This window comes from Paraburkholderia sp. CNPSo 3272 (assembly GCF_024206495.1).
Taxonomy (GTDB): domain Bacteria; phylum Pseudomonadota; class Gammaproteobacteria; order Burkholderiales; family Burkholderiaceae; genus Paraburkholderia.
On record NZ_JAMBPQ010000002.1, the window covers coordinates 78899 to 92164 of the forward strand.

A 13266-nucleotide genomic window follows, 5' to 3' on the forward strand; every position below is an offset into this window, starting at 1 on the left:
CGCGCGCCGAGCGAAAAAAAGCGGGCGTCGTGCATCCGGTCCGCGCACGACGCCCGCCACCAACCAGACGCCTCTTCCCTTCGTCCCTATGAGCCGATCGCTTGAAAGCAATCGGTCCCGGCAGGCCATATCAAGCCCGCATGCCCGCCTCGTACGCAGGCGCGGCATGGGTTTGCAGAAAGTCGTCGTAAGTGCGGGCGAGGCCCTCCTGGAGGCCAATGTGCGCGTGCCAGCCCAGATCGCCCAGGCGCGACACGTCGAGCAGCTTGCGCGGCGTGCCGTCGGGCTTGGTCGAATCGAACACCAGTTCGCCTTCGAAGCCCACCACGTCGCACACGCGCTGCGCGAGGTCGCGGATCGACAGGTCTTCGCCTACGCCGACGTTGTACACGCCGTCACCGGTCTCGTGCTCGAGCACGAAGATCGTCGCATCGGCGAGATCGTCGACGTGCAGGAATTCGCGGCGCGGACTGCCCGAACCCCAGACGGTCAGCGTGCGCTGGCCGTTGCTGCGCGCCTCGTGCGCCTTGCGGATCAGCGCGGGCAGCACATGGCTGCTGCCGAGGTCGTAGTTGTCGTTGGGGCCGTACAGGTTGGTCGGCATGAGCGAGACGAAGTGCGTGCCGTACTGGCGGTTGTACGCCTCGCAGAGCTTCAGGCCCGCGATCTTCGCGATCGCGTAGGCCTCGTTGGTCGGCTCGAGCGGCGCGGTGAGCAGATAGGCTTCGCGGATCGGCTGCGGGCATTCGCGCGGATAAATGCACGACGAACCGAAGAACACGAGGCGCTGCACGCCCGCGTTGTACGACGCGCGGATCACGTTGGTCTCGATCGCCAGGTTGTCCCAGGCGAACTGTGCGGGCTGCGTCGAATTCGCGAGGATGCCGCCCACTCGCGCCGCCGCGAGCAGCACCGCGTCGATGTGCTCGCCTTCGAAGAAGCGGTTCACCGCGGCCTGATCGGTGAGGTCCAGTTCGGCATGGGTGCGCGTGACGAGATTCCAGTAGCCATTCGCCTGCAGCGCGCGCACGAGCGCCGAGCCCACCATGCCCCGGTGACCCGCGACGAAGATTCGGGAGTTCTTGTCCATGCGTTCACTCGTGATGTTCGAGGGCCCTGAAACCCGCCAGCGTGACGAGGGCGTCGCGCCGGGCAGCCTGATAGTCGGCTCGCACCATTTCCTTGACTAGCGCCTGGAACGTGGTAACCGGCTTCCACCCCAGCTTCTCCTGGGCCTTCGAGGCGTCGCCGAGCAGCGTCTCGACCTCAGTCGGGCGGAAGTATCGCGGATCGACACGCACGATCACGTCGCCCGGTTCGAGTCGCATGTCGCGCGATTCCACATGGTCGACAATGCCGACCTCGTCCACGCCGCTGCCCTCGAAACGCACGGTGATTCCCAGCTCCTCAGCCGCCGCGCGCACGAAGTCGCGCACGCTGTACTGCACACCCGTCGCGATCACGAAGTCTTCGGGCTGCTCCTGTTGGAGCATGCGCCACTGCATGTCGACGTAGTCGCGCGCGTGGCCCCAGTCGCGCATGGCGGAGAGGTTGCCGAGATACAGCATCTTCTGCAGGCCGACCGCGATGCGCGCGATGGCGCGCGTGATCTTGCGGGTCACGAACGTCTCGCCGCGCTGCGGCGACTCGTGATTGAAGAGGATGCCGTTACACGCGTAGATGCCGTGCGCCTCGCGATAATTGACCGTGGTCCAGTACGCGAACAGCTTCGCCACCGCATAGGGACTGCGCGGATAGAACGGCGTGGTTTCACGCTGGGGCACTTCCTGCACGAGCCCGTACAGCTCGGAGGTCGACGCCTGATAGAAGCGCGTTTTCTGCGCGAGGCCGAGAATGCGGATGGCCTCCAGAATGCGTAGCGTGCCGAGGCCATCCGCGTTCGCGGTGTACTCGGGTTCCTCGAACGACACCGCGACATGGCTTTGCGCGGCGAGGTTGTAGATTTCGTCGGGTGCAACGCGCTGGATCACGCGCAGCAAGGCCGTGGAATCGGTCAGCTCGCCGTGATGCAGCTGGATGCCGGGTTCCGGGTCGTGCACGTCGCGATACAGGTGATCAATGCGGTCCGTGTTGAAAAGCGACGAGCGCCGCTTGATGCCGTGCACTTCGTAGCCTTTGTTCAATAGCAGTTCTGCCAGATACGAACCGTCCTGACCGGTGATACCGGTGATCAATGCAACCTTGCGAGCCATCGCCATCGTTCTCTCCTCGCGTGCGCGAAATGGGATTCGGTGGTTTTCGTCATCGACGGGCGGCCCGAAAACCGCCCGTCAACCTGCTGCTACCCTGCGATGCTTTCGTAACCGTAGTAACCGCCGCGATAGCCGCCGCCGATGAATGCGCCGGTCTTCGGCACGTCGGTGAGCAGCACGCCACGCAGATTCACCCCGCCGATGCGCAGGCGCTTAACCGTTTCCTCGAGCTCCGAAATCGGGTGGCGGCCATGGCGGATCGCGAGAAGCGTCGTGCCCGCGTAGCGTCCGATCACCGTCGAGTCGGTCACCGCGAGCACCGGCGGCGTATCGACGATCACGAGGTCATACCGCGCGCCGAGTTCTTCGAGCAGCGACTCGAAGCGCGGGCTCATCAGCAGCTCGGACGGATGCGAATGCAGCGAGCCCTTGGCGAGCACGTCGAGTCCGGGCAGCACCTCGTGCTGGATCGCCTGGTCCAGATCGGCGCCGAGCAGCACGTCGGAGAGACCCGGCTGGTGCGCGATGCCGAAGTGCGAGTGCACGTCGCCGCGCCGCATGTCGCCGTCGACGATCAGCACGCGCTTGTTCACCGAGGCGACGAGCGCGGCGAGATTGACCGAGAGGAACGACTTGCCGATGTCGGGCCGCGAGCCCGTGAGCATCACGATGTTGTTGCGCGCGTCGTTGAGCGTCAGCTGCAGTGAGGTGCGCAGGCTGCGCACGCCTTCCACCGCGACGTCCTGCGGATTCTGCTGCGCGAGCACGTGCAGCCCGCGCCGGCGCGATGTGACGTGATGCTGCAGACGCAGTTGCTGCGGGCTGCGCGGCACCACGGCGAAGACCGGCACGCCGAGCGCGGCTTCGAGCTCGTCCGGGCGCTCCACGCCACCGTACAGCGACTTGCGCACGAACGCGACGAGCACGCCGAGCACGAGCCCCGCGCCGATCGCGAGTGCAATCACGAGCAGCTTCTTCGGACGCACGGGATCATCGGGCGCTTCGGCGAAATCGACCACGCGCACGTCGCCCACCTGGCCCGCGCGCGCCACACGCAGTTGCTGCGCACTGTTCAGGAGGCTCGTGTAGAGCTCCGTGCTCACATGCACGTCACGCAACAGCCGCACGGCGGACTGTTCCGTGTCCGGCAGTTGCGCCACATTACGCGTGAGTTGCGACTGCGCGGATTGCAGCGTGCCGATCTGCGCGTCGAGCGCCTGAACGGCCGGGTGATGCTCGGTGAAACGCTGGGCGAGTTCCGCGCGTTGCTGCCGCAGGTCTTCGAGACGGATCTTGTTGTCGCTCACCTGCTGGAGCAGCAGCCGGCTTTCTTCGCCGAGATCGACGGTGCCGTGCTCGTTACGGAACTTGTTGTACTTCTGCTCGGCCGCATCGACCTGCGAGCGCAGTTGCGGCAACTGGTCGTCGAGGAACGCGAGCATGTGTTCCGCTTCCGCCGAACGGCTTGCGATGTCCTGCTTGATGAACTCGTGCGCCACGTTGTTGAGGATCGCGGCCGTCATCTTGCTGTTGTGGCCTTCGAGACTCGCGCGGATCACGCCGGACTGCAGCCCCACTTCCTGGATCTGCAGCGCATTCTCGAGCCGGTCGACGGTGGTAAGCGTCGAGGCGCGCGTGAGCAGGAAGGGCGTTCCGGGCGGCCCGCTCAAACTGTCGACGTGCAGCGCGATCGGCCCGACCGACGTGTTGGCGCTCACGTCCTCGCCCACGCGGCCCTGCAAAAGCGGAATGCCGTCGGGGTCGCGCAGCGTGAAGGTGCCGGGCTCTTCGCCCGCCACGATCGTGAAGTCGCGCTCATACATCGCCTCGGGCGTATCAAAGCGCGACACCTTGATGTCGCCGCCGCCCCATGCGTAGCCGGACGGCCGCAGGAAGCCGGGCAGGTTCTGCGCCCAGGGCGCGCCCAGAATGCCCGAGAGCATGCCGCCGATCACGGGCATCTCGCGCGGCCGCGCCGAAATGTCGAGGTGCAGCTTGCGCACCGTTTCCTCGGTCACGTTGCGCGACTTCAGCATTTCGATCACGCCGTTCGCGGTCGACTTCTCGTCGAACATGCCCGTGAGCGGCGGCAGGCTGCTGTCCTTCTTGCTCGCGTCGCCCTTGTCGACGAGGTGAAACATCACGTCGGCCCGATAGGTCGGCGTGGCGAGGAACGCGTAGGCCGCGCCGAGCAGCGTGACGGCAAGCGTCACGATCGCGATGGCGCGCCAGTTCGCCACCATCGTTTGCAGGTAGTCGCCTAGATATCGCTCGTCGGCGCCTGCTGCGCCGTAGTAAGCGCCGTCATAATTCATCGCCATCTTGCTTCTCCCGAAACCTGGTGTTGCTTGCTGGTGATGCTTGCTCGAATGCGCCGCAGCGCTCAATACGCGTTGCGGCCAACCAGACCGTGGACGATCGTGGCCGCGATGATGCGCATGTCGAGCCAGAACGACCAATGGCCGAGGTAATACAGATCGTGCGCTACGCGCATTTCCATCTTTTCGAGGCGATCGGTTTCGCCGCGAAATCCATTGACCTGCGCCCAGCCGGTAATGCCGGGCTTGATGCGATAGCGGTGGATGTAGCCCTTCACCACGCTCTGATAAAGATCGTCGTGCTCGAGCGCATGCGGGCGCGGTCCGACCACCGACATGTCGCCGCGCAGCACGTTGTAGAACTGCGGCAGCTCATCGAGACTCGTGCGGCGCAGGAACGCGCCCAGACGCGTCACGCGCGGATCGTCGCGCTTCGCCTGGCTCAGCGTGCCAGGCGCTTCCTTGTGCTCGCGCATCGTGCGGAACTTGTAGATCGTGAATACGCGGCCGTCGGCGCCCTTGCGTCGCTGCCTGAACAGCACCGGCCCCGGCGAGGAAAACTTCACTGCAACCGCAATGCCGATGAGGAGCGGCATGAGGCTCACCAGCGCAAGCGCTGCGAACGCGCGATCGAACAAAGCCTTCTTGAACTGCGCGCTCGCGGGCAGCGGCGAGGCGACGAGGTTGATCGCGGGCACGCCGAGCAACTCGATCACCGTACTGGTGTCGAACAGGGCCAGCGAGCGCACGTCCGGAATGAAACGAATGTTCACGAGGTCGTTGCGAAACTCGCTCACGAGCCGCACCACCGTGCGTTCCTCGGCAAGCGAAAGAGCGAGCCACAACTCGTGCACGTCATGCTCACGGATATGCTGCGCGAACTTCTCGATCGTGTCGCACACCGGCGCGTCTTTTTCACACGCGGGCCGTGCCGAATGCGGCATGGTGTTGTAGAGCGCGCTCGCGCGAAAACCGGAGCCTGGCTCCGCATCGATGCGCCGCACAATCTCGTCGCACTGCGAAGCGGAGCCCGCAATCGCGACCTGATGGAGATTCATGCCCGCGCGCCGCATATGCGACAGCACGCCGTGCGCGAGGACGCGCCACGTAATGAGCAAGCCGCCTGCGAGCGCTGTCCAGTAAGCAAACCACAGACGCGAAACGACATCGACATGGTGCATCGTCGAATACATCGAGATCAGCGCGCACCCCTGCACCACGAGCCAGGCAAGCGACACCTGGCCCGCGAGCAACGCCTTGGAGCGGCCGCGCCACGACTGGTAAAGCTCGAACGCCGGAAAGATCACGAGCGCGAAGGCCGCCGAGAGCAGCACGAAGGCTTCGTTCACTCCACGCGGCACGACATCTTCGAAACGGATCTCCGAAGCCACGCTGGCGCCGATCATCACGGCAGATACGTCGAGCACTCTCGCCATCAAGTTTTGTAGCTCGCGCATATTTTCTCCCTTTTTTCTCCCTGCAGGCCGTACCGCTACCCTCAACCGCAGCGGCCGTACGTATCGTCGAGACGGACGATGTCGTCCTCTCCCAGATACGCTCCCGACTGCACCTCGATGATTTCGAGCGGCACCTTGCCCGGGTTTTCCAGCCGATGACGCACACCGAGTGGAATATAAGTCGACTCGTTTTCCGTCATAAGAAAGGATTCCTCACCACGAGTGACGAGCGCGGTTCCGCGCACGACTGTCCAGTGCTCGGCGCGATGGTGATGCAGTTGCAGCGAGAGCCGCGCGCCCGGCGTGACGACGATGCGCTTGACCTGGAAACGCTCGCCCGAATCGATCGAATCGTAGAAGCCCCATGGACGCTGCACCTTGCGATGCGAATCCGCCTCGGGTGCACGCTCCGCCTTGATGCGCGCAACGAGCCCCTTCACGTCCTGCACTTTCGAGCGGTCAGCGACGAGCACCGCATCGGCCGTTTCGACGACCACGAGGTTCGACGTACCCACGCAAGCCACGAGCCTGCCGTCGGAATGCGCGTACGTCGCCACTGCGCCTTCGAATACCACGCGCCCGCGTCCGACGTTGCCGTCTTCATCCTTTTCCATCGCGGCCCACACGGCGTCCCACGAGCCGAGGTCGGACCAGCCCGCGTCGAGCGCCACCACCACGCCCTCGGGCGTCCAGCCGTTGCTGGCCGACAGCCGCTCCATGACCGCGTAATCGATCGAGTCGGAGGGGGCGCGCTTGAAGGCGTCCGCGGCCGGACGGAACGCCGGACCGTCTTGCTGGCCATCGACGAATGCGGCAAGACACGCTGCATGCATGTCGGGCTGCAGCGCGCGCAGCGAATCGAGCCAGACGCTCGCACGCATCACGAAGATGCCGCTGTTCCACCAGTAGCCGCCCTGCGTGACGTACTTCGTTGCAAGTTCGGGCGCGGGCTTTTCGACAAAGCCGTCGATACGGTGCGCGCCGTCGGCAATCGCCTCGCCGACGCGGATGTAACCAAACCCCGTTTCGGGCGAACGCGGCGGCACACCCAGCGTGACGATCGCCCCGCGCTGCGCATGGCGTGCCGCGCATTCGAGCGCGCGTTGCAGGGCGTCCAGATCGGTGATCGCATGGTCCGACGGCATCACGATGAGAATCGCGTCGTCGCCGTTCGCGCAAGCGAGCGCTGCGCCGAGTGTGAGTGCCGGCGCTGTGTCGCGCCGCGCCGGCTCGACCACGAGCCGCGCGTCCATGCCGCACGCACGCAACTGATCGACGATCACGAAGCGGTGTTCTTCGCCACATACGACGATTGGCGAACTCGCGACCTGCCACTCTGAGGAAAAGCCGTCGAGACGGTGCACGGTTGCCTGCAGCAGCGTATCGCTACCCACCACACCAATTAGCTGCTTAGGGAAATGTTCGCGCGACATGGGCCACAAACGCGTACCGGAACCACCTGCGAGCACCACAGGCACGATGCGCGTGCAGGGCGTAGGGTCTTCGCGGGCGGGACCTGGCTCGCTTTCTGCACGAGACTGACTTTGTCCTTCGTGAATCGATGACCTTTCATTCATCTTCGGACTCCTTCATATCGGGCAGGATCACCGCGGCGCGCGAGCGACCCCCTTTGTAACGAAGTGCGACCGTTGTTACCGTGGCGTTACGAACCAGCTACGCCTGCCTCTCGGCGGCTTTGCTCGCGGTATTCGGTGGGCGAAATCATCATGCGCTTGCGGAAGATCTTGGCGAGGCGATCGCCATTGCCCATGCCGGTGCGGCGCGCGATCTTGTCGACCGGCAACTCCGAATCGGTGAGCAGGCTGCAGGTAATCGCAAGCCGCGCATGCAGTAAGTAATCAGATGGCGTGATGCCCATCTCCAGCTTGAAGCGGCGCAAAAAGTTACGCTCGCTCATCGCGGCGACCTGCGCTGCGTCCGCTATCGAAATGGCCCGCTGACAGTTTTCCTGCAGCCAACGTGCCGCTGCGCGAACTTTGTCAGCCGGTGCGCTGCCAAGCGCATCGCCGAGAAACGGCAACAGGTTGCCACCCGAATCAGGCATGAGACGCTCGGTTACGGCGCGCGCAACATCCACGCCGAGGTCGCGTTTGACGAGCGTGAGCGCGCTCTTCATCGACTCGAGCCGGTCGCCGGCGTCGCCGCCCGCTTCCTCGCGTCCTGTTTGCATCGCATACGAGCCGAACTCGTGCTGCGTGCGCTGGCCGCACAGGCTCGCGGCTTCGAGCAGTGAACGGCCTTCACCAATCGGACGAATAGTGCCGGTATTCGCATGCACGCGACGCAGCCACGCGACGAGACGTTCGTCGTTGGCGGCCGCGAAGGCGCCCTTTCCACCCGCCACGAACAGCGCGTCGAAACCGACGTAGTGGCGTGCATCGAGTCCGTCTGTCCAGACCCGCACCGACGACGAGCACGTGACGTTGCCGCCATCGGCCGAAAGGATGCTTACATCGTAAGGCGAACTGCGAGCGGTATCTGTCGAGAGTTCATTCGCTACATGAAACACTTCAGCCACAATACCGGCGCCGAGGAGCGAACAACCATCGAACAGCAGAATTGCGATATGACGCACCTCTCGACTGATGCCCGCGGTCACTAGATGCGGGCGGCTGAACGACGGCAAATCCAGACTTGCGTACGCCATGCTTTTCCCCTAAACAATCCCCCGTACTAAGCGAAAAGTCCCGGTAATAGCATATCCATAGCATTCCATGTGCAGTGCATCATATGCAGAGAACAATTCCCGCAACGACGACTGACCGAAACTGGCGAGACATTGGCGCATTTAGTCCGGTCGAGGACCGATTAGATGCTTGGGCGCCAAGTTAAATGACAAAAAAGCAAACTGCCTGAAAGACAATTGGTTCGATTACATCAATTCGGCAATAGTGCCGGAAGACCATTGCAGGCAGGTATTTTCGCCTTTGTTACTACAAAATCATTCGATGCCTTCCGATCGATGCGTACGCATGGGATGGAAGCGAAGCGGGAAATAAAAGACTGCAAGTCGATTCGTCTGATTAAATGATGTTTAAGAAGCTTTGGGCTCCAATTTCGAGCATGCGATGGCATTTTAAACCCGTTAAATCCTGTTTGCGCTGCACAATAAAAAAATTCACAAAAAGCCGCTTTACAGGATTGGGCTCCGCGAGCACTGCACAACTCTCAAGCGGCGCTTCCCGCAGAAATTGCGCGAAAAGCCTGGACGCTGGCGTCAAGTGACTTGCTCGAACAACTAGTCTTACCCTTTCATGCTGTGAGGAACCTGCCAATGACATTGCGCCCAGCCCTTGCGTCCGCACTTGTGAACCCTCCTCCCGCGCACGGCCCGCGCGCTTTTTTCTGGGTGCCGGCCGCAACGCTCATACTCGGCGTCCTCGGCGTGCTGCTCCCGGTATTGAGCTGTCGCGCCGCCGACGCGCCCGCTTGCAGGAGCGCCGCCAGCCGTGCGGCGACAGACGCAGGCGACGATCCCATCTTCGCCGATACGCCCGGCAGCGACGGAACACGCCTCTTTCCGCGCGGCCAGAGCGTGCGTGTCGACGTGACTACGCGCGCGGCAGGCGACGACAAGGTGCAATGGCAGATCACGGATACCTGGAGCCGCCCGCAGGCAAGCGGCAACTTCACGGTGGCAGCCGGCCCACGCGTCACGTCGCTCACCTGCACGATGCCGCAGGCGGGCTACTTCGCGTTTTCGGCGTCGCTGGCTTCGCAGCCCTCTACGGGTTTGCCCCAACGCGGCACCCGGCCGGCCGGCATCACCACGTTCGGCGTGTTGCCCGACGTGAGCGCAGTACTTCCCGCACCCACCTTCGCGCGCCAGGACCTGCACCGCTTCGGTGGGCAAGGCTCAGCATATATCGCGCCCGGACAGCACTGCTGCGGCGGCGACGGACTGCGTCCGCTCTACACGGACCTCGGTCTGGCGTGGGCCAACGACAAGCGGGGCTGGTATGTCATGGAGCCCAAAGGTCCCAATACGTTCGACGCTGCCGCCTCCCAGCTCGATCTGCAGTTCAAGCCCGGCGACATCATGCGGTTGATCACGCTCGACGGTTTTCCTGGGTGGGCGAGCCCGAACGGCCAGGAAACGCACAGCTATGTGCCTGCTTCATTGGCCCAATTGCGCGATTACATGTCGCGCGTGGGCACGGAATCCGCGCGCATCCGCGCGCGCGTCTTCCCTCGGCAGGCGCACAATTACTATCAGGTCACCTGGGAGCCCGACAAAGACGGCGGCCTGCCGTGGAAGGACACGGACGCGCATTTCGTCGATCTCTTCAAGACCGTCTACGAGGGAATACACGCCACCGACCCGTCGGCGATCGTGATGGGCCCGACCTACGCAGGCGTGCAGGACAACACAGAGTGGCTCAAGAAGTTCGCACCGCTTGGCATTGCTAAATATCTCGATGGTGTGACGATCCACGGCTACTACGATTTCGGCACGAGCCCTTCGCATCCGCCCGAGCGTCTGTACGGCGCCCCCGAGAAAGGCACGCTTTCGCTGCCCGAAGCCATGCGCGGGCTGCGCGCGACGATGCGCGACGTGCTCAAGCCGGGCGCCCCTCTCTTCGTGACAGAAACGGGTATTAGTTACGACATCGGGACAAACTATGCGGCCAATTATCCCGATGCGCAAACGCTGTACGCGCAGGGCGCAGTCGTGGCGCGCGCGCATCTGATCCTGCTCGGCGAAGGCGCGGACACCACGTTCGTCTTTTATGGCGCAGACATGCCGGAGACGACGGCGGGCTATGGCGTGTTCTTCGAACTCGAGCATCCGAAGGGCATGTACGGCGCGTCGAACATTAGCCCGAAGCCGGCCGCGCTGGCGGTCGCGACCATGACGCGGCTGATCGACGGTACGTATACGCTCGGGCCGCTGCGCGGCACGCCCGCAGGCGTCTACGCCTACGCATTCGCACGTCCGGGCGGCGGCAAGACGATCACGGCGTTGTGGAGCCACGACAATGCGCGCTGGAGCGCGAAGACCGGGTTCGACGCCACGCGCGCGACGAACTACACGCTTCAGGTGGACGCGCGCGGGCGCACGGGCAAGGTGAGCGTGTTCGACATGATGGGCAATCCGACCACCATGACTTATAACGACGGCATGCTCCCGCTGCGCCTGACCGAATCGCCTGTTTATGTGGTATCGGAGAACGCCGAAGTCGCCAGATCGAACGCCGTCACGCCCGCGGGCTACGTCGCACCGAAGCCTTGAGCGCGAGGGCCAGGGCTCGCATATTGGCCCACGATAGCGAGACTTAGGCGGCTCTGGACAGTGCATCGCGATTTTGAGCCGCCTAGACTGCAGATGAACGTGTCGCGTGCTTCGCACGCGCCGTGTGCGCAGCGACTGCGCTTCGGACCATCTGATCGAAACGACCGACACCCCGCGGATACGCTCGTCCATGCTGTCACCTACAGAATTCCTGGAGGTGGTGCGGCTCGCACCGCTCGTCGCGATGGACCTGATCGTCGCCGACGCCGACGGCCGCGTGCTTGTGGGCCAGCGGCGCAACCGCCCCGCACGCGGGACCTGGTTCGTTCCGGGTGGACGCATCCGCAAGGACGAACGGCTAGACGCTGCATTCACCCGCATCGTCGAAACGGAACTCGGCATTGCCAGCATGCAGCGCTCCGCGGCACGCTTCGTGGGCGTGTACGAGCATCACTATCCCGACAACTTCGCCGCGGAGAACGGCATCGGCACGCACTATGTGGTGCTTGCCTATGCGTTCATGCTGGAGAGCACGGTGCCAGTCGGGCGCTTCGACCAGCATAGCCAGTATGCGTGGCTCTGGCCCGAAGAGCTGCTCTCGCGCGACGACGTGCACAACAATACGAAACAATATTTCTGCTAAAAAGCGCCCATCTCACAGGCACGCGCGCGCCTTGCGCGTCCCCCGGGGCTTTCAATACGCCCACGCGGGACGGCCTGTTTGCCCCGCGGCGCCCGCGTGCCCCGCTCGGTCGGAGCCGAGCCAGCCTACCCACGCATACCGAGCCATTCTGCCAACTTCTCGGCATTTTCAGACTGCGGCGTGCGCCAGCAGCCCACGCGCTTATCATGAATTCCGAAAGCGTGATGTGACCGCATGTAACAGCCCGATGCAGCCGGATCAGGGCACGCGGCGCAAAAACGCAACGTACTCCTGCGAATCCTTTCTGCGCGAGGAACCGGCCATGTACATCGACAGGGTGGTCTGCCGGCAAGCCGCTTTCCAGCCGCGCGGCGCTCACTTGAAATTCGGACCCGTGGCCAAACGCATAGGCATCCTGGTTTTCGAGGGCTTCCCGCTCGGGGACGTGACCTTGCTCGCCGATGTGTTTCGTCTCGCGAACGATGCCTGCGCCGACACGCTTCCTGCTTATTCGATCGTGATGCTTTCCGAGCCCGGCGGCAACGTGGCGAGCGGCTGCGGCCTGCGGATATGGTCCGAGAGCCTGCATGGCCCGCTGCGCAGCGGCTTCGATACCTTGTTCATCGCCGGCGGCCCCGGTGCGATGGAGGCACGCGAGAACGCGCGGCTCATCACGCGGCTGCAGATGCTCGCGCCGAAAGTGCGCATTATCCGCGCACTGGGCGAGGGACGCGCCGTGCTGGCCGCCGCCGATGTGCCCTTCCTGCGCACGGGCGGCAATACGGCAAGCTCGGCACAGCGGCTACGCCGGGCGCTGGAAGCACGCAACGCCGGCGCTTCGGTCGTGACGCCTTCCGAGGCGCTCGTCGCCGCGCTCAAGGTGGTCAAGCGCAATCACGGCGTGGCCCTGGCGCAGCGCGTATCCGAGGACTCCATGCCGGGCTCGTGGGAGCGGCTCGGCCCCATGCTCGACGATGGTGAGGCGGACAGCGCGAACGGGAAGATCAGCTCGGCCGCGCACTGGCTGCGCGAGAACTACCATCAGCCGATCTCGGTGGCCGATGCGGCGCGCGTCGCGCAGATGAGCATGCGAAACTTCCTTCGCCACTTCAAGACGCACACGGGCCTCACGCCATCCGAATATCTGCTGCGCACCCGGCTCGATGCCAGTTGCCTCCTGCTCGCGCAAACCAATCTTCCCATCGACGAGATCGCGCAACGCTGCGGCGTGCCGCGCGGCGAGCGCCTCGCGCGGATCTTCCGGCGCCGGCTGTCGATTTCGCCATCGGGGTATCGCGCCGTAAACCGGCGAGCTTCGGGCGAGTGATGCCGGTCGCATTTCGATACATGTTTTACCGATGCATACGCAAACGCCGCGCTT

At 64.0% G+C, this 13266-nt stretch carries 9 protein-coding genes; 3 read left to right on the plus strand and 6 right to left on the minus strand.

Translation table 11 applies throughout. The annotated features are described in order from the left end of the window. Positions 1-130: 130 nt before the first annotated feature. The 6 genes from M3I53_RS02735 to M3I53_RS02760 all read right to left on the minus strand — a co-directional run bounded on the left by M3I53_RS02735 (position 131) and on the right by M3I53_RS02760 (position 8656). The gene (locus M3I53_RS02735) at positions 131-1090 is read right to left on the minus strand and encodes a GDP-L-fucose synthase (RefSeq protein ID WP_254314448.1); all 960 of its coding nucleotides are present in this window, start codon (positions 1088-1090) and stop codon (positions 131-133) included. A gap of 4 nt (positions 1091-1094) precedes the next feature. Then, positions 1095-2213 carry a GDP-mannose 4,6-dehydratase gene (gene gmd, locus M3I53_RS02740; protein ID WP_254314718.1) on the minus strand — a complete coding sequence of 373 codons (1119 nt, stop codon included), beginning with the start codon at positions 2211-2213 and terminating at the stop codon, positions 1095-1097. 89 nt (positions 2214-2302) lie between these two features. Continuing rightward, on the minus strand, positions 2303-4534 hold the full coding sequence (locus M3I53_RS02745) for a polysaccharide biosynthesis tyrosine autokinase (RefSeq protein ID WP_254314449.1): 2232 nt from the start codon (positions 4532-4534) through the stop codon (positions 2303-2305). Between the two features lie 62 nt (positions 4535-4596). Then, positions 4597-5988, minus strand: coding sequence for an undecaprenyl-phosphate glucose phosphotransferase (locus M3I53_RS02750; protein WP_254314450.1), 1392 nt, complete (start codon positions 5986-5988; stop codon positions 4597-4599). A 41-nt stretch (positions 5989-6029) separates the two neighbouring features. After that, complete coding sequence (locus M3I53_RS02755; RefSeq protein ID WP_375542453.1) at positions 6030-7565, minus strand: mannose-1-phosphate guanylyltransferase/mannose-6-phosphate isomerase; 1536 nt, start codon at positions 7563-7565, stop codon at positions 6030-6032. Positions 7566-7651: 86 nt separating this feature from the next. After that, positions 7652-8656, minus strand: coding sequence for a GlxA family transcriptional regulator (locus tag M3I53_RS02760; RefSeq protein ID WP_254314451.1), 1005 nt, complete (start codon positions 8654-8656; stop codon positions 7652-7654). Between the two features lie 627 nt (positions 8657-9283). Between M3I53_RS02760 and M3I53_RS02765 the strand changes: the two genes are divergently transcribed. The 3 genes from M3I53_RS02765 to M3I53_RS02775 all read left to right on the plus strand — a co-directional run bounded on the left by M3I53_RS02765 (position 9284) and on the right by M3I53_RS02775 (position 13212). Continuing rightward, the gene (locus M3I53_RS02765) at positions 9284-11242 is read left to right on the plus strand and encodes a hypothetical protein (protein WP_254314452.1); all 1959 of its coding nucleotides are present in this window, start codon (positions 9284-9286) and stop codon (positions 11240-11242) included. Between the two features lie 190 nt (positions 11243-11432). After that, complete coding sequence (locus tag M3I53_RS02770; protein ID WP_254314453.1) at positions 11433-11885, plus strand: GDP-mannose mannosyl hydrolase; 453 nt, start codon at positions 11433-11435, stop codon at positions 11883-11885. 322 nt (positions 11886-12207) lie between these two features. Further along, positions 12208-13212, plus strand: coding sequence for a GlxA family transcriptional regulator (locus tag M3I53_RS02775; RefSeq protein ID WP_254314454.1), 1005 nt, complete (start codon positions 12208-12210; stop codon positions 13210-13212). The last annotated feature ends 54 nt before the right edge of the window (positions 13213-13266 follow it).